12 protein-coding genes are annotated in these 18225 nt (G+C 60.8%); 4 read left to right on the top strand and 8 right to left on the bottom strand.

Annotated elements, in window-relative coordinates; genetic code table 11:
- Positions 1-338 precede the first annotated feature (338 nt).
- The gene (locus CLV45_RS24840; RefSeq protein ID WP_157807330.1) at positions 339-2789 is read left to right on the top strand and encodes a glucuronyl esterase domain-containing protein; all 2451 of its coding nucleotides are present in this window, start codon (positions 339-341) and stop codon (positions 2787-2789) included.
- 136 nt (positions 2790-2925) lie between these two features.
- On the opposite strand, the gene CLV45_RS06755 is transcribed toward CLV45_RS24840, so the two are convergent.
- The 3 genes from CLV45_RS06755 to CLV45_RS06765 all read right to left on the bottom strand — a co-directional run bounded on the left by CLV45_RS06755 (position 2926) and on the right by CLV45_RS06765 (position 5948).
- Positions 2926-3492: a LutC/YkgG family protein gene (locus tag CLV45_RS06755; protein WP_157807331.1), complete on the bottom strand. Its 567-nt coding sequence runs from the start codon at positions 3490-3492 to the stop codon at positions 2926-2928.
- A gap of 258 nt (positions 3493-3750) precedes the next feature.
- A complete protein-coding gene (locus CLV45_RS06760) occupies positions 3751-5115 on the bottom strand; it encodes a lactate utilization protein B (protein ID WP_100335606.1) in 1365 nt (454 codons plus the stop codon).
- Positions 5116-5207: 92 nt separating this feature from the next.
- Complete coding sequence (locus CLV45_RS06765) at positions 5208-5948, bottom strand: (Fe-S)-binding protein (protein ID WP_100335607.1); 741 nt, start codon at positions 5946-5948, stop codon at positions 5208-5210.
- A 63-nt stretch (positions 5949-6011) separates the two neighbouring features.
- On the opposite strand from CLV45_RS06765, the gene CLV45_RS06770 reads away from it, so the two are divergent.
- A complete protein-coding gene (locus CLV45_RS06770) occupies positions 6012-6395 on the top strand; it encodes a four helix bundle protein (RefSeq protein ID WP_100335608.1) in 384 nt (127 codons plus the stop codon).
- Positions 6396-6482: 87 nt separating this feature from the next.
- Here the strand turns inward: CLV45_RS06770 and CLV45_RS06775 are convergent, their stop codons facing one another.
- From CLV45_RS06775 to CLV45_RS06795, 5 genes are all read right to left on the bottom strand, one after another.
- On the bottom strand, positions 6483-7823 hold the full coding sequence (locus CLV45_RS06775; protein WP_100335609.1) for an FGGY-family carbohydrate kinase: 1341 nt from the start codon (positions 7821-7823) through the stop codon (positions 6483-6485).
- Complete coding sequence (locus tag CLV45_RS06780) at positions 7820-9100, bottom strand: TIM barrel protein (RefSeq protein WP_100335610.1); 1281 nt, start codon at positions 9098-9100, stop codon at positions 7820-7822. The genes CLV45_RS06775 and CLV45_RS06780 overlap by 4 nt, the downstream gene beginning before the upstream one ends.
- 262 nt (positions 9101-9362) lie before the next feature.
- A complete protein-coding gene (locus CLV45_RS06785) occupies positions 9363-9788 on the bottom strand; it encodes an Imm7 family immunity protein (protein ID WP_100335611.1) in 426 nt (141 codons plus the stop codon).
- A 146-nt stretch (positions 9789-9934) separates the two neighbouring features.
- Positions 9935-10945, bottom strand: a complete 1011-nt coding sequence (locus CLV45_RS06790; RefSeq protein WP_100336978.1) for a GntR family transcriptional regulator — start codon at positions 10943-10945, stop codon at positions 9935-9937.
- 350 nt (positions 10946-11295) lie between these two features.
- A complete protein-coding gene (locus tag CLV45_RS06795; RefSeq protein WP_100335612.1) occupies positions 11296-13404 on the bottom strand; it encodes a bifunctional aldolase/short-chain dehydrogenase in 2109 nt (702 codons plus the stop codon).
- 244 nt (positions 13405-13648) lie between these two features.
- On the opposite strand from CLV45_RS06795, the gene rhaT reads away from it, so the two are divergent.
- Both rhaT and CLV45_RS06805 read left to right on the top strand, forming a co-directional pair.
- On the top strand, positions 13649-14770 hold the full coding sequence (gene rhaT / locus CLV45_RS06800) for an L-rhamnose/proton symporter RhaT (RefSeq protein ID WP_100335613.1): 1122 nt from the start codon (positions 13649-13651) through the stop codon (positions 14768-14770).
- Positions 14771-15075: 305 nt separating this feature from the next.
- The gene (locus CLV45_RS06805; RefSeq protein WP_157807332.1) at positions 15076-18189 is read left to right on the top strand and encodes a SusC/RagA family TonB-linked outer membrane protein; all 3114 of its coding nucleotides are present in this window, start codon (positions 15076-15078) and stop codon (positions 18187-18189) included.
- The last annotated feature ends 36 nt before the right edge of the window (positions 18190-18225 follow it).

Below are 18225 nucleotides of genomic sequence, written 5' to 3' on the forward strand. Positions count from 1 at the left end.
TCGGTACCGGCGGGGGGAGAGACTGAGTAAAATAGTTTGCGGCCCGATGGATATCCAAACGTTTCCGCAAACGGTTGCGGTACTTTCATTTTCCTCGGTTCGGGCCGCGGGGTAGCGTGGCTATGGCGGGGCAGTATCTTCCGGTAGAAACGGCTCTAGGTGGTCATTAGCGGCATAACTAGCTGTGAGGCCCAGGCTGGGTTAATGGGGTGAAGCAATTGGATTTATTCCCGGAAACGTTTGCGGAATAAGTCCAGCATTGCGCCACCTACCGCACCCAGCCGCCGGTTCCGTCCCCCGATTACTGTACGCTTCCTTACCCACCAAACCCTTTCTCTATGAAAATCAATCTTTCCGCACTACTCGTTACTGAGGTTTCAGCCGGGCACCGCTGGCGCCAAGCCAAAACCGGGCTCTTGGTGCTAGCTTTTACGCTACTGCACCTGAGCCTGCGGGCCCAGATTCCACTGGTATATTCGGCCGAAAACACGGGCGCAACCTGCACGGCCCCGCCGCTGCCCACCTTTAGCCAGCTACCCGTGGTGCAGCCGCTCACCGACCCGTTTATGTGGTCCGATGGGCGGGGCCGCTCCACGAGCTTCAGCACCTGGGAGTGCCGGCGCAATGAAATCAAGGCCGAAATTGAGAACTACGAAATCGGTGCCAAGCCCACTCGGCCCCAGAACATTACGGCCAGCTACGCCGCCGGCATTCTGACGGTGAACGTGACGGTAAGCAGCCAAACCCTGACGCTGACCTCGGAAGTGGTGCTGCCCACCGGCAGCGGGCCTTTCCCGGCCATTATCGGCATGAATAGCGCCTCGGGCAGCGTGCCGGCCGACATTTTTACCAGCCGCAACATTGCCACCATTCGCTACAATCACAACCAGGTAACAACCTACGGCAACCCCCAGCTCACCGACCCCTACTACCGGCTCTATCCCGACCAGAACCTGGATAACGCGGGCCAGTACAGTGCCTGGGCCTGGGGCGTGAGCCGCCTCATCGACGGCCTGGAGCTGGTGCAGGCCAGCCTGCCCGTCAACCTAAGCCGCCTTGGGGTAACGGGCTGCTCCTACGCCGGGAAAATGGCTTTGTTCTCGGGTGCTTTCGACGAGCGGATTGCCCTGACTATTGCTCAGGAATCGGGTGGGGGCGGGGCCCCGGCGTGGCGGGTGTCGGAAACCCTGGGCGCGGTGGAAAAGCTGGGCGCTACCGACTACAAGTGGTTTCGCGAGGACATGAAGCAGTTTGCCGATGCCAACGTGGCCAAGCTGCCCCACGACCACCACGAGCTGATGGCTATGATTGCGCCCCGGGCCCTGCTCGTAACCGGCAACACCGACTTCGAGTGGCTGGCCAACCCCTCGGCCTACGTATCGGCCCGGGCTGCCCACGAGGTGTGGAAGACCTTCGGCATTGGGGACCGGTTTGGGTTCTACATCGACGGCGGGCACAACCACTGCGCCATCCCGACCACCCAGCGGCCGGCCGTGGAGGCCTTTGTCGACAAGTTTCTGGTGGGCAACACCAGCGTCAATACCAACATCATGGTGCACCCCTATCCGCAGCTGAACTACCAGCGCTGGTACCAGTGGTGGGGCACCAATAACCCGGTGCTGCCCGCTGAGCCCCTGGGCAAGCGCCTGTGGCTGGAAGCCGAGTGCGCCACCGTGGGCTCGAGCTGGGACGTAGTAAATGATGCCGATGCCTCAAATGGGAAATCGGTGCGGGTGAAGGCCGGCCTGAGCAGCTCCACTGCGGCTCCTACCAGCACGGTTTCCTACCTGACTATGCCCTTTACCATCGACAGCGCCGCTACCTACAATGTGGTGGCCCGGCAAAACGTGCCGGCCGGGGAAGAGTGCGGCTACTGGCTCAAGGTAGATAACGAGGCCTTCCAGTCCATCGGCAGCCAGCTGATCGGCAATGCGGGCTTCGAAAACGGGCTGACCGGCTGGACGACCCTGAACTCGACCGGCGCCACCATCAGTGCCAATACGGTGGCGGCCGAGGCGCATACGGGTACGGGCTCGATGAAAGTGGTGAACCCGACGGCCCAGCCCGGCAACCAGTGGCGGGTGCAGGTGAGCAGCGCGGCTTTTTCGACCACCATTGGCAAGCAGTACACCATTTCGTACTGGGTGCGGGCCGCGGCGGCCGGGGGCTCCATCCGCCTTTCTACCGGCCCGAGCGGCGCCCAGTACCAGGCCGACCAAACCATCGGTACGGCCTGGCAGCAGGTCACCTGGACCATCACGGCGTCATTGGCGTCGACTACCTTCCTGTTCGACATGGGCCAGGTAGCTACCACCTACTATATCGACGACGTCAGCGTGAAGGAAGTGAATGCCGGCAGCGGCTGGAGCTGGACGAAGCTCAAGGACCTGGTGTTGCCCGTCGGGGCCCACACGCTGACCATTGCCTATAACACCGGCGGCGGGGCCAAGCTGGATAAGCTCGTGCTGGCTACTTCCATGGCCTCTATCAGCGGCCTGGGCGGGGCGGCTACCAACTGCACGGTTACGGCCAACACCCCCTCGGCAGTAGCCAGCGGCATCGAGGTATACCCCAACCCGGCCCACGACAAGCTCACGGTGGTTTTGGGTGCCAACCCGCTGCAAGTGCGCAGCATCGAGGTGCTGGACGTAACGGGCCGCGTACTTTCGACGGTGGACGTGGGGCCGCAAACTCAGGTGAGCATTGCCCGGGGCCTGCTGCGGCCGGGCATCTACGTGCTACGTTTCCACGGCAGCCAGACCCGCACGCAGCGCATCGTTATCCAGTAATTGTTAGCTACTAATTGCTGACAAAAAAGTCCCTGGCCGCGTGGTCAGGGACTTTTTGTTTGCTAGTTAGACAATACCCCGCCGGTTCCAGGTCTTGGGCAGCTGTGCGCCTACCGGCCGGTGCAGTAGGGCAGGTTTAGTACAGCAGCACCACCAAACTGCGCGCGCCGTGGGCCCCGATTACCAACGACTGCTCAATATCGGCCGTCTTGGACGGGCCGGCCACGAAAGCCCCGTAACCGCCGGTGCCGGGCAGCTGAGCGTAAGCCTGGTGCATGGTGGCCACGATGCGGCGGTGGTCGAGAACCAGCACCAAGTGCTGGGTGACGGTAGGCAGGGCGCGGTGCAACATGTTGGCCTCCGGCAGCCAAACGGCCCCATTCTCGGCCACTCCAATTTCGCCCGGCAGCACGGCCAGGTCCACGTTGGCCAGCACCTGGGTGGGCGTTTGAGCATTCACCGCTACCGAGCTGGCAAACAGGGGTGAGGCTATCCGCTCGGCCTCGGGAAACAGCTGGTGCAGCACGGGCACCAGCTGCTGCGGACTGGCCACCCACACCACCCGGCCCCCAATGCTGCCCAGCACTTGGGTGAACCGTTCCACGGAGGCATCACCGCCAAAGTCCGGGATAGTCGGCAAAGGCGTTTGGGCGGGCTTGTTGGCCTGGGCCGCTGCCAAGATTTTTTCGCGCGAAGAAGACAAGACAGGTAATGTGCTAAGGTGTTGGAATGTGGGGAATGCGCTAACGCTTAATGTGCAAAATGTGGGGAATGTGTCCTTACGGGGCGCAGTCGAAGCCATCCGGCCTCCGAAAGGTGCCGAGCATCCTTCCGTGACAAGTCCTTTCTTGCCTAGCAACGACAAAAGGCTTTCCGGGTAAAAAACGTGACTACCTGCGCAGAGGACGGATTGTTTCGGCGGCGCCTCGCAAGGAAATAAGAACAAAAACTCACCGTCTCACTATCTCACCGTTTCCCGGTACCAGTCGCGGAAGCTTTGCTGGGGGGGCTCGGGCAGCTCCCGGGCTACGGCCCAGGCGTTGAAGGCTGTGGCGTGGGTGAGCTGGTAGGGCAGCAGGCGCAGGCCGGTGCGGGCCATTTTGCCGCCGAGCCCAAAGGCCTTGGGGCTGGCCAGGAAACGACCCATAAACTTCATACTCCACTTCTTGGCGGTCGGAATTTCGCCGGCTTCGGCCAGCACTTGGCGCCACTTGTAGAGCTGGGTGTGAATGTCGATTTTGACCGGGCACACGTCGGTGCAGGAGCCGCAGAGCGTGCTGGCAAAGGGCAACGAGCTGTGCTTTTTCAGGTCGATGTTGGGCGACAGGATGGCCCCGATGGGGCCGGGCACGGTGAAGTCGTAGCTGTGGCCGCCGCTGCGCCGGTACACCGGGCAGGTGTTCATGCAGGCCCCGCACCGAATGCACTTGAGCGAGGCCCGGAAGTCGGGGCGGCCCAGCTGCTGGGTGCGGCCGTTGTCGACGATGACGATGTGCATTTCCCTGCCTTCCGCGGGCTGGGTGTAGTGCGAGGTGTAGGTCGTCACGGGCTGGCCGGTGGCGCTGCGGGCCAGCAGGCGGGTAAATACGCCCAGATCCGTGAGGCGGGGAATCAGCTTTTCGATGCCCATGCTGGCAATGTGCACTTTAGCCAGGTTGACGCCCAGGTCGGCGTTGCCCTCGTTGGTGCAGATAACCACGCCGCCGGTTTCGGCCACGGCAAAGTTGACGCCCGAAATAGCTACTTCGGCGGCCAGAAATTTGGCCCGCAAATGCTGGCGGGCGGCTTCAGTGAGTTGCTGGGGGTCGTGGTTGCCCTTTTCGGTGCCTAAGTGGCGGTGAAACGTGTCGCCGACGTCCTCCTTTTTCAGGTGAATGGCCGGCAGCACCAAGTGGCTGGGGGCTTCCTCGCGCAGCTGAATAATTCGCTCCCCCAGGTCAGTATCAATGACCTCGATGCCGTGCCCAATCAGGTGGGGGTTCAGGTGGCACTCCTCGGTGAGCATGGATTTGCTCTTGACTATGCGGGTAGCGCCGTGCCGGCGGATGAGGTCGAGGACCAGGGCGTTGTGCTCCTGGGCGTCGGCGGCCCAGTGCACGTGCACGCCGTTGCGCCGGGCGGCGGCCTCGAACTGCTGCAGGTACTCATCGAGGCGGCTGAGGGTGTGGTCCTTGATTTGGGAAGCCAGCTCGCGCAGCTGCTGAAACTCGGGCACGGCGTAGACGGCCTTGTCGCGCTTCTGACGCACGAACCACAAGGTTTCGTCGTGCCAGGTGGTGCGCTCGGCATCGGCAACGAAGGTGGCAGCGCGGGCGGAATGGCTCATGTTTAGTTGTTCGTTGTTCGTTGTCAGTTGTTAGTTAGGTTCTGGTTGCTCGTTGTTCGGATTCGTTGAGCCTAACAACTGACAACGAGCAACTAACAACTAATCCCATTGAGGATTTCCACGGCGTGCAGCACCTTCAGCGGGAGCTGGCGGCGGCGGATGAGGCCTTGCAGGTGCATCAGGCAGGACATGTCGCCGCCGGTGAGGACGGTGGTGCCGTTGCGCAGGTGGTCCTGGACGCGGTCCTGGCCCATGCGGGCGGAAATGGCGGCTTCCGAAATGCAGAAGGTGCCCCCGAAGCCGCAGCACTCGTCGTTGCGGTCCAGCTCGGTGAGCTCGATGCCATCGAGGGAAGCGAGCAGGCGGCGCAGTTGGCCGTCGCGCACGGGGGTTATTTCCGATTCGTTGGCTTGATGCAGGCCGCGCTGGCCGTGGCAGCTCAGGTGCAGGCCGACTTTGTGGGGGAAGCGGCCGGGGAGCTCGGTGACGCCGAGGACTTGGGTGATGAAGTCGATGAGGTCGTAGGTGGCGGCGCGGACGTGTTGTACTTCGGGAGTTTGGGCGAGCTTGTCGAAGTGCTGGCGCACGTGGTAGACGCAGCTGCCGGAGGGGGCCACGATGTAGTCGTAGCGGTGGAAGGTGTCGACGAAGTGGCGGTAGATGGGCAGCGCGTCCCGCTCGCAGCCGCTGTTGGCCAGGGGCTGGCCGCAGCAGGTTTGCTGGGCGGGGAAGTGGGCCTGCACGCCGAGCTTTTGCAGGAGCTGCAAGGAGGCTATGCCCACCTGCGGGTAGAACTGGTCGACGTAGCAGGGAATGAAGAGGGCGACGCGCATTGGGGGATTGTTGATTGTTGGGAGTTGATTGTTATTGTTCTGGATTATTGGGTTTATTTATACATGGAAGATGCTGCGCGCCATTTTCGGTTGGGAGATGTCGAAGCATACCGGATCAGCTTTGCATTGAGCAATTGCGTGTGGGATGCTGTAATGTGCTGGAATTATTTGGCGCAGAACACAGTCGGCTCGCAGTTTATCAGGGCTGTCGATAGTGTTTCGGCTAATCTGGCAGAAGGATTTGGGCGCTACGGGAAGAAGGATAAAATCAAATTCTACCGGATAGCACGAGGCTCGCTAATGGAAGCGCTGGACTGGAATGAAAAAGCTAAAGTCCGTCAGTTGTTAACCATTGAGCAATACACGCACATCTTTACTCAACTGCAACTACTACCTAAAAGCATCAATACGCTCATCAAATACACCAATACCAGTTTGAAGGAGTAGGATGATTGATGATTGCTGATTGCTGATTGTTGGGAGTTGATTGTTGCCGTTCAACGATAACAATCAACTCCCAACAATCAGCAATCATCAAGTAAACAGGAGCTGGGTTTTTTTCCAGGCTTCGCCTTGTTCCAGGTGGACCAGGGCGCCGAGGGCGGTGGCTTGGGGGACTTCCAGGGTGCGGATTTCGGCTTTGGGGAAGTTCCAGCTCAGGGTTTGCATGAACAGGGGGTTGCGGGCGAAGCCGCCGTCGACGAAGATGGTTTTCTCGCCCTGCCAGACCAGGTGGATGGATTCGAGCAGGATGTTGATCAGGCCGTGCATGAGGTGCTGGTAGGCATCACTGGCGGTGCGGAAGCCGGAGAGGTCCCAGTCGGCGGCGGGCTGGTCGGGGAAGGGGCCGGTGCCGGCCATGCAGGCGGGCGTGAAGAGGGTGGAGGTTTCGTCGTAGGGGCGGGCCAGCACGATGCTGCGGTAGAAATCGGGCTTGACGTGGAAGTAACTGGCAATGCGTTCCACCTGGTGGTCGTGTTCCCGGCCCAGGAAGACGCGGGAGGCGCGGGTGGCCTGGCCCCGGGGCGTCATAAAGCTGAGGCAGTCGCGGCGCAGCAGCTCGGGGGTGAGGGGCTGGCTGTTGAAGGGGTTGATGGTGACGGACCAGGTGCCGGTGGAAATGAGCACGAAGGGCTCGTCGTTTTCGGCCAGGTAGGGCATCACGGCCGAGGTGCTGTCGTGCAGGCCCACGCCCACCATAATGCCGTCCACGACGGAGGCAATGGAGTCTTTGGTGAGGGGGGCGAGCTTTTCGTCGATGCCTTCGCGCCGCACCCAGTCGTGGTACTGGCGGCGCTGGTAGTCCCAGAGGGCGGTGTGGCAGCCCACGGAGGTGTAGTCGCTGAACTTCTCACCCGTGAGCAGGTAGGAGAGGTAGTTGGGCAAATGCAGGGAGGTATGAATCTGGGCGTAGAGCTCGGGTTTGGCGTATTTGAGCCAGTAGAGCTGCAGGCCCGAGTTGAGCATGCCCAGCCGGGGCGAGCAGGTATCGGCCGCGAATTCGTCGGGCGACTGGCCCAGCGCGGCGTAGAATTGCTGCTGGATGTGCTCGGGAATGGGCTTGAGGTAATTGTAGAGCGGGGCCACGGGCTGACCGTCGGCACCGAGGTGGATGAAGCTGGCCCCGTAGGCGGTGAAGTTGACGCCCTTGACCGAGTAGTGGGGGCTTTGGCGCAAATCCTGCCAGTGGCGGAGCACCCACTCGGTGAGGCGGGGCAGATGGTCACAGTCGAAACCGTCGTCGTCGAGCACGTCGGTGCAGACGTGGAGCTGCTCGTCGATAATCTGCTGGTCTTCGTCGAAGAGGATGAGCTTCTTGTTGGTTTTGCCGATGTCAAAGACGGCGTAAATCGACTTTTTCATGCGCTTTTTCATAGTCCGGTCGATACGCTGCGTTTGCCCCGCTGCTGAATAAGCTGCTCGCGCACCCCGGCGGCGCGGTAGGCCTGCACGGGCTTCAGGGCCCCGCCGCTCTGGCGGTAGGCTTCGGCTACTAAGGGGCGCACGTCGAGCAGAAAGGCGTCGCGCAGGAGTTCCTCGGCCCGGGCCACGTCGTTGGTTTCCTGGGCTTCGTGCAGGGCTTCGCGGTCAACTAAAAGCGCCTTGGCGTAGGCGCCGAGGATGTTTTCCACGGATTGCAGCAGGTCTTCCAGCGGGTCCTTGGTGTTGTGGCTGGCGTCAATCATGTAGGCTACCAGCGGGTTGGTAACCGAGGTGTCGCGGGCGGCGTCGACCAGCTCGTTGAAGATCAAAAAGAGCTGGAAGGGTTTGATGCTGCCGGTGGTGAGGTCGTCGTCACCGTACATGGAGCCGTTGAAGTGGAAGCCGCCCAGGCGGCCGAACTGCTGGAGGCGGCCCACAATCTGCTCGATGTTGGTGTTGGGCAGGTGGTGGCCCAAATCGACGAGTACGTTGGCGTTTTTACCCAGGCTCTGGCACAGCGAGTAGGAAGTGCCCCAGTCGGGAATGACCATGGAGTAGAAGTGGGGCTCGTAGGGCTTGTACTCGATGAGCATCTGCCAGTCGGAGGGCATGGCCTCGTAGATGGCCGCCAACGACTCCTGGGTGCGCAGATACGCGCGGCGCAGGTGCTGCTGGCCGGGGAAGTTGGAGCCGTCGGCCAGCCATACGGTCAGGGTGCGGGCGCCCAGCTGCCGGCCGTAGTTGATGCAGTCGATGTTGTGCTGAATAGCCTGCTGGCGCACGGCCGGCTCGGTATGGCTCAGGGAGCCAAACTTGTAGGAAAACGCCTGGTCTTTCTGGTCCTGGAAGGTGTTGGAATTGACCGAGTCGATGACCAGACCATACTCTTGTTGGAGCTGCTCGAGGCCGGCAATGTCCTGGGGAATATCCCAGGGAATGTGCAGGGAAATGGAGTTGGACGAGCCGTTGAGCTGGTGCAAGAGGCCTACGTCGCCCAGTTTTTCCTCCAGGTTGCGCGGCTCCCCGCCCAAGGGGTAGCGGCCGAAGCGGGTGCCGCCGGTGCCCAGGGCCCAGCTCGGAATAGCCACCTGAAACTTGACCAGCTCCCGCACGACTTCCTGGGCGTCCTGGTTACGCCGACTCAGCAAATCGGCCAGGTACTGGAATTGCAGCTGATGCTCGGCCTGCAAGGGCTGATTGAGGTCGTGGAGGCGTTGGGCGGTGAACATGGGCAGGAGGGGTTGGGGGCTCGACGGATAGAGCTGGGGCTTATCGGGAGCCAGTGGTGGGAACCAGGTTTTAACAGGAGCAAATTAGCCATCTGGGGCTGCTCAAACTGTTCTGAACTCTCCTGCATTCGGGGTTTTATTTTGAACCCGTCTGTCATCCTGAGCAAAGCGAAGGACCTTCCTCACCTAACCCACTGCGGGTTATTCAATGTGAAAAGCCTCATTCTGATTGGCCACCACAGACATCGGTAGGTCGTCGGCTTTAATCCAGGGGCGGGTTTTCTTCATCGTACTCCCGCTCGACCTCTTCAACATAAGGCGACAGAAAAGTGTCGGCCGCCTTGCTGAGTTTCCCGCGCTTTAGAACATACACTTGAAACTCGTTGTGTAAGGCCCGGTCTTCGTCGTCATGGAAGTGCAACAGCCCATAGCTGCCCGTAGACTCCTGGGCGACCCAAGTGAAGATTTCCAGCGGGTAAAAAGGCTGGCCAGGGTGGTTGTGCTGGGCCGTGATGGTAAAGCATTCCATTCCATTGTACACAGTGAGCTGGCACAAGTGGGCAAATCCAGGCCAGATGTTGGTTTGCTCTAAGTAGCTTTTGAACCTGGCTATAAATTCCCGTTGGGGCGCTTCCTCGGAATGATAGTCGCTGTAGCGTAAGGTTATCCAACCGTGTATTTCGACCATATGTGGCTTGCATTTATCAGATGTAAAAGCCCTTTACTGGGTGAGTAGTAAAGGGCTTTGTGCGTTGAATACAGTTTGCCACTCAGGTGAGGAAGGTCCTTCGTTTCGCTTCGCTGCACTCAGGATGACAGACGATTTTGTTCTTTCTACAACGAGCCGCGCCGGATGGTGTAGAACGGGTTTTTGACCTTGCCGCGGTGCTTTTCCAGCAGCTTGGTGGCGGCGGTTTGGCCCATGGCCTCAAAGTCGGTGGTGATGACGGTCATGTTGAGCAGTTCCTTGAGCGGGGTTTCGTTGAAGGAGATGATGCCTACTTCCCGGCCCAGCAGGTAGCTGGTCTGGCGGATTTTCTTGACCAGCTCCACCAGGTCGGTTTCGCGGATGACGACGTAGGCCGTGCCGGTTTCGAGCACCTCGCTCATGGCGTTTTCGACCACGGCGAAGGTCTTGTTGTGAATCAGGCAGAAGGAGCGGAAGCCCCAGGGCAGCTCCTCGGGGTGGTTGGCGTCGGAGGGCAGAATCAGGACCAGGCGGGAGTACTTGTCGAGCAGGTCCTGGGCGTTTTCCAGGGCGTTGAAAATGTCCTTGTCGAAGTCCTGGAACACGCGCAGGCAGTCGTGCTGGAGCTCGGGCACGTCGCGGTCTAGCAGCACCAGTTCCTGGCTTGGAATCGTGTTTAGGATGGCTTGGTAGGTGGCCTTGGGCGTGTCGAGGGTGAAGTGGGGCATCACCACGTAGTAGTTGTACTTGCCCAGGTTCTTCTCGATGATTTCCTGGAACAGGTTCACGTTGTAGTGGTGAATCTGCAAATCGACGGTGGCCTGGTCGCCGAGGGCTTCGAGGAAGGCGTAGTAGATGATTTTCTTGTAGGAGCTCAGCTTGTTGAACACCAGCAGGATTTTGAGCTTGGCCGCGTCGTTGGCCTGCACGTAGTAGCCCTTGCCCTGCACCGAGGTAATAAAGCCCCGCTCGCGCAGCTCGCGGTAGGCTTTTTCCACCGTGTCGCGGGCCAGGTAGTGCTCCACGCTGAGCTCGGAAATAGAAGGGAGCTGGTCGCCGTTGCGTAGGATGCCGCGCTCAATGTCCATGATAACCGACTGCACAATCTGCTTGTACTTCGGGGTTTTATCCTGGGGCTTCAGTTGGAGAGTATACATGCCGGGGGCTGCGTCACGGGAGGTTTCTTTAGTGCCCGAAGCAGCATTCCGACTCCGAAAATCCGAGTTTACTAGCATGACAGGAAAAGAGCGTGGGTGGGAAAGGGAAGGTCATGATAACGGATAAAGCGCGGATTGGCAACGCCCGAACCGGCGCTACTCCGCTGGCCAAGGACTGATAGGAAGCTAAACAATCGTTTTACTGCCGAATAGGGAGTTGGGAGTCAGGTGGTTGGGTAGCCTAAATTTAACGATTTGCCGGAATTTCCCGGTCAGCAAAAAACCTGGCAAACCAATCCGAAAATCGGCCTGCCAGGTCTTGCCAGGGCTGTTTTTGCCAATGGCCGAGCTTAGCGCACGAAGGCCATGGCCACGCCCCCGTCCACGTTGAGCACGTTGCCGGTGCTCTTGCTCAACGAGCCGTCCACGAAGACCAGCACCGCTTTGGCAATGTCCTCGGCCAGGACTTCCTCGCCCAGCAACGTGCGCTTGGCGTAGTGGGCCGGCAGCTCTTCCACGCTCACGCCGTAGGCCTTGGCCCGCCCCTCGGCCCAGCCGCTTTCCCAGATTTTGGAGCCCCGCAGCACGGCGTCGGGGTTCACGGTATTGACGCGGATTTTATCGGCGCCCAGCTCGGCGGCCAGCAGGCGTGACATGTGCAGCTGGGCCGCTTTGGCCGTGCCGTAGGCCACGTTGTTGGGCCCGGCCACCAGGCCGTTTTTGCTGGCAATGTTTACCACGTCGCCCCCCAGGTTTTGCTTGCGCAGAATCTCCACGGCCTGCTGGGTTACCAGAAACTGGCCCTTGACCAGCACGTCGTTGAGCAGGTCCCAGTCGGCCTGGGTGGTTTCGCTCAGCGGCTTACTGATGGAGAGGCCCGCGCAGTTCACCACGATATCCACGCCGCCGAACTGCAGCACGGTGGCCCGCAGCGAGTCGGCAATGGCCGGGGCGTCGGTTACGTCGATGGGCGCGGTCAGGGCATTGTCCTGGCCGTAGCGCTTGCGCAGCGTGGCCTGGGTTTCGTCGAGCCGGTCCCGGTCGGTGGCTACGACTACGGCGCCGTGTTGCAGCAGCAATTCGCAGATGGCCAGGCCGATGCCGCCGGTGCCGCCGGTGACGTAGGCAATCTGGCCCGACAGGCTCTTAGGCTTGGGCATGCGCTGGAGCTTGGCTTCTTCCAGCAGCCAGTACTCGATGTTGAAGGCTTCCTGCTCAGCCAGGCCGGTGTACTCGCTCACCGCCTCGGCGCCCTTCATGACGTTGATGGCGTTGGTGTAGAACTCGGCGGCCACGCGGGCAGTCTGCTTGTCTTTGGCGAAGGAGAACATGCCCACGCCGGGCCACAGAATCACCACCGGGTTCGGGTCGCGCATGGCCGGGGAGTTCGGGTGCTTGCTGCGCTCGTAGTAGGCGGCGTAGTCCTGGCGGTAGGCGGCAAACTGTTCCTGCAGGTACTCTTTCACGGCGGCCAGGGGCTGGCGCATGGTGGCCTCGTCGAGCACCAGGGGGCGGATTTTGGTGCGCAGGAAGTGGTCGGGGCAGGAGGTGCCTTGCTGGGCCAGGCGGGCCAAATCGTGGGAATTGACGAACTCCAGCACCCGGGCGTCGTCGGTGTAGTGGCCCACCATGCGGCGCTGCCCGGAGGCCAGGCCCCGCAGCATCGGCATTACCTCGGCGGCCTGGGCGCGGCGGGTTGCGGTGTCGGGACCGTTTTCGAGCTTCACGCCGCCAAAGACGGGCTTGTGCTTGCCGTAGTTGGCCTCTAGATACGTGGCCGCCATCTCAATGACTTCCAGGGTGTTGATGTAGGATTCGTAGCTCGTATTGCCCCAGGTAAACAGGCCGTGCCCGCCCAGGATTACGCCGCGCAGGTTCGGGTTGTCGGCCACGATTTTCTCCAGCTGCAAACCCAAATCGAAGCCGGGCTTCTGCCAGGGCAGCCAGCCCATGGTGTCGCCCCAAATGGCGCGCATGATTTGCTCGCCGTCCTTGCTGGCGGCAATGGCAATGAGGGCATCGGGGTGGAGGTGGTCGATGTGGCGGAAGGGCAGCAGACCGTGCAGGGGCGTATCAATGGAGGGCGTGGCGCACTTGGGGTCGAAGAGGCAGTACTCGAACAGGGCCACCATTTCGTCCTCGAACTGCAGGCCGCGGTACCGGCTTTTCAGGGCGTGGAGCTTGTCGACGTATAAGTTGGCGCATCCAGCCTTGGTGAGCGTACCGATGTCGCCGCCCGAGCCCTTCACCCACATAACTTCCACCGGCTGGCCCGTGACGGGGTCGGTTTCGGTGAGTTTGCACGAGGTATTGCCGCCGGCGTAGTTGGTCAGGCGCAGGTCGGCCCCGAGCAGGTTGGAGCGGTATAGGAACAGGGCTACTTCGTCGCCACTCATCTCCAGCGCCTTGGCTTCGTCCCAGAGGTAACTAACGTGTTGAAAGGTCAGCGTTTTTTCCATGATGGCGCTTCTGTTATGGGTGTTCTGGAAAACAGATAAGGATTGCTTTTCAACAAATTACGCGGGCTGCCTTCGGGCCAACATCCTGCACTCTCCTGCTCAGGAGTAAAATAATTGTTACTTGCCGGCCTTGAAAGCTAGCTTGAAAATGAGTGAGCCATTACTTTATTTTTGGCAGGAGAGCACAGGATAGTTGGGTGCCGTGAGAAGGGCAGATTTGCCTAAACCCACCACATTTACCGTTATGGCAGTCATCTGGGGAGTAATCCTACACGCGTTGGGCGGTTTCGCCTCCGGCAGCTTTTATCTGCCCTACAAGAAAGTGCAAGGCTGGTCCTGGGAAAGCTACTGGCTGGTGGGCGGCATCGTGAGCTGGGTGTTTGCGCCCCTCATCATGGGCTCCCTCACGGTCAAGAACCTGTTTGGCGTGCTGGCCCAGGCCGACGGCAGCACCCTGGCCTGGACCTACATGTGGGGCGTGCTCTGGGGCTTCGGCGGCCTGACTTTCGGCTTGGCCATGCGCTACTTGGGCCTTTCGCTGGGTATGGCCGTCACGCTGGGCTTGTGCGCCGTGTTTGGCACGGTGGTGCCGCCCATCTGGCTCGGCACGTTTCCGGCCCTGGTGCATTCTGATTCCGGGCAGATGATCCTGATGGGACTGGTGGTGTGCGTGATGGGAATCCTGATCTGCGGGCTGGCCGGCATCATGAAGGAAAAGCACCTGACAGCCGACCAGAAAAAGGCGGGCGTGGCCGAGTTTGACCTGCGCAAGGGCCTGGGTGTGGCCATTTTCTCGGGCGTAATGAGTGCCTGCATGTCGTTTGGCCTCACCGCCGGGCAGCCCATTGCCGATTTGGCCAAGGCCTCCGGCACCGACCCGCTCTACATGAACAACGCCGTGCTGGTGGTGGTGCTCCTCGGCGGACTAACCACCAACGCCGTCTGGTGCATCTACCTCAACCTGAGGAACAAGACTTACACCGACTACCTTAACCCCACCGCCCCGGCCCTGCGCAACGTCCTGTTCTGCGCCCTGGCCGGCTTCACCTGGTACCTGCAATTCTTTTTCTACGGTATGGGCGACTCGCAGATGGGCGAGTTCCGCTTCTCGGGCTGGACGCTGCACATGGCCTTTATCATTGCCTTCAGCTCGTTCTGGGGCCTGTACCTGCACGAGTGGCGGGGCGCCAACCGCCTGACCATGCGCACCGTGTCCCTGGGTATTCTGGCCGTGGTGCTGAGCACCGTTATTGTGGGCTACGGCAACTATTTGGGCTCGGAAACGGCGGCTCCGCAAGAAGCTAAAGTCCCGGCCCGGGAAACCTCCGCTGCCCCGGTGGCTACTACGGTCAGCGAAGTGGAGTAGGCCACCCTGGCTGCTACAGACAACAACTGAGAATAGGAGAATAAGCAGGCCGGGTAGGGCAGGAGAGTGCCGGTTCTGCCTTGTAGCGTTGTACATTTTTAGCCGTCGACTTGAGGGTATAAATCCTCAGCGGCCTTCCAAAAAAGCCCGGCTTCGTGCCGGGCTTTTTTTGTGCCCAGCAAAGATGCGGAATAAAATTCTGAAGAGCAGGAGAGTGCGGGACACCGAAAGTGAATACTCACTCTACCTTCATGAAGTTGAATAACTGCCTGAAACTCTCCCGCACTTCTAAATACCCACACCCTATGAAAAAGCTGTACTACGTGGTCCGAGTACTGCCGCTGCTGGTCTTGCTGCTGCTGACCGGGCCGCTGCTGGCCCAGAACCGCACCATCACCGGCAAGGTGACGACGGCCGAAAACAACGAAACCCTGCCCGGCGTGACGGTCGTGCTCAAGGGGACTACCATCGGCACCGGTACCAACCCCGATGGTACTTTCTCCTTGAGTATCCCGGCCGCCGGCGGCACCCTGGTTTTTTCCTTCGTAGGCTACCTGACCAAGGAAGTTGCCCTCGGGACTAGCACAAACGTTAATGTAGTACTCAGCCAAGATGCCCAGATGCTGGCCGAAACGGTGGTCGTGGGCTACGGCACCCAGAAGGCCAGCAACGTCACCGGCGCCATTGCCGGCGTCACGGCCAAGGAAATTGAGGAGCGGCCCGTCAACCGCATCGAAAATGCCCTGGCCGGGCAGATGCCCGGCGTCACGGTGCAGACCGTGACCGGGGAGCCGGGGGCCGAGCTGCAGATCCGGGTGCGGGGCACGGGCTCCATCAACGCCTCCAACGAGCCGCTCTACGTGGTGGACGGGGTGCCGGTGGAAAACCTGCGCGGTATCAACCCAACCGACGTAGCCAACATTGAAGTGCTCAAAGACGCCGCCTCGGCCGCTATTTACGGCTCCCGCGGCTCCAACGGCGTGGTGCTCGTGACCACCAAGCGGGGCAAGAAAGGCAAGGCCAAGCTGCAGTTTTCGGGCTACACCGGCGTGCAGACCCTGGAGCGCCGCATCGACATGATGACGCCCGAACAGTGGATTAAGCAGCGCCAGGAAGGTGTGGACGAAGCCTGGGTGAACCGGGGCAAAACGTCCGCCGTCAACAAGCCCTACAAGGCTAGTGACCCGATGGAGTACCGCGCCAAGGAACTGAATATTCCGCTTTCTACGCCCAACCCGACCTACATGTACGACCCCCGCTGGGCCTACGGTACCGACTCGCTCGACTACGTGGACTGGCAGGATGCGGTGTTTCGCAAAGCCGTGATGCAGCAGTACCAGATCGGGGTATCGGGCGGCAGCGACGATTTCAGCTACAACGTGAACGGCTCCTACCTCGACCAGGACGGTATTTTCGTGGGCACCAACCTGAAGCGGGCCACGCTGCGGGCCAACTTCGACGCCCGGATTCGCAAGGGCATTAAGCTCACGATGACCCTGGCCCCGTCGACGGAATGGAGCAGCCTGGGCCGGGTAGATGGCAAGGACAACCAGGCCATGAACGCCGTGCAGATGCCGCCCGTGTCGCAGAAAGGCGCCGGCGTGCTGGTGGGCGCCCAGCCGTTTCCGGCCTACGCCTGGTCGGGCCGCTACATCAGCCCGGTGGCCGTGATGGAGCGCAGCGACATTAACACGACCCGCACCCGCCTCAACGCCAACATGGGGCTGAATGTGGATATCTACAAAGGCCTGCAGCTGCAACTGCTGGGCGCCATGGACAACAATTACCTCAACGACCAGCAGTTTTTCCCGACCAACACCAGCCGCGACTGGGCCACGGCCACCTACGTGGGTCAGCTCAGCCGGGCCCGCCTGACGCAGGGCAGCGGCACGCGCTACTTGTTCCAGAGCGTGCTCAACTACACCCGCAAGCTCGGCGACCATAGCGTCAACGCCATTGCCGGCTATTCGGTGGAACGGTTTCGCAACGACGGCAGCGTGCAGGAATTTACGCCCCTGCCCAACGACTGGTCGCCATTTGTGAACCGCAACAACGCCACGCCCAGCATTTCCGACTTCCAGGCCCCCGACATCAACTGGCTGCTGTCCTACTTCGGCCGGGTGCAGTACGACTACAAGGAAAAGTACCTGGTGTCGGCCTCGCTGCGGCGCGACGGGTCGGCCAAGTTTGGGCAGCCCTGGGGCTACTTCCCGGCCGTGTCGGTGGGCTGGCGCGTGTCGAGCGAGGAGTTTATGCGCGGCATCACGGCCATCAGCGACCTGAAGCTGCGCGCTTCCTACGGCGTGACCGGCAACAACCGGATTCCCAGCAACGCCCAGTTTTCCATCCTGGCTTCGACCAACTATTCGCTCAACGGCGTGGCCCAGACCGGCTTTGCCCCGGGCTCCTACAAAAACGAAAACCTGGGCTGGGAGCGGACGGGCAGCTTCAACGTGGGCTTCGACTTCGGGATGCTCAGCAACCGGATTCAGATTTCGGCCGACGCCTACAACCGCCGCACCAAGGATTTGCTGCTGCGGGCCCCGATTTCGTCCATCACCGGCTATACTACCAGCTGGCAGAACGTGGGCGACATCCGCAACCAGGGCCTGGAAGTGGGTATCAACAGCCAGAACATGGTGGGCGCCTTCACCTGGGGCACCTCCTTCAACACCTCCTACAACCGCAACGAGGTGCTGGCCCTGGACTACAACAACACGCCCATCGTGGCCGGCTTCAGCAACCTGACCCAGATTATTCAGGTGGGCCAGCCCCTGAACGCCTTTTTGCTCTACGACGTGGTGGGGGTGTATAAAACCCAGGAAGAAGTGAACAACAGCCCCCGCATGAGCGGCACCAAGGTGGGCGACTCCAAGTACCGCGACGTGAACGGCGACGGTATCATCACCGAGGCCGACCGTACCATCGTGGGCAACCCCCAGCCCAAGTTCATCTTCGGCATCACCAACAACTTCACCTACCGCAACTTTGACCTGAGCTTTCTGATCAACGCCCAGCAGGGCGGGCAGATCTACTCCATGATTGGCCGCAGCATCGACCGGCCCGGCATGGGCTACCTCTATAACAAGCTGGCCAAGTGGGAAAACCGCTGGCAGTCGGAGGAAATCCAGGGCGACGGGATGACGCCTAGCATCAACGCTACCACCGGCGCCTACTACGACACCCGCTGGCTGTATAGCTCGGACTACATCCGCCTGAAAAACATTACCCTGGGCTACAACCTGCCTAAGCTCAAGTACTACGACCGGGCCCGCTTCTACGTGGCCGTGGAAAATGCCTACATCTGGCACAAGTACTCCGGCGGCTTTACGCCCGAGGCGGCCAACAACGAGGGCGGCGACTACGGCGGCTACCCCCAGGCCCGCACCTTCACGCTGGGCTTCAACGTGACGCTGTAAGCTGGTTGTCCACTCTCTCCAAGACTCGCCATTCCC

This window comes from Hymenobacter chitinivorans DSM 11115, assembly GCF_002797555.1.
Lineage (GTDB): Bacteria > Bacteroidota > Bacteroidia > Cytophagales > Hymenobacteraceae > Hymenobacter > Hymenobacter chitinivorans.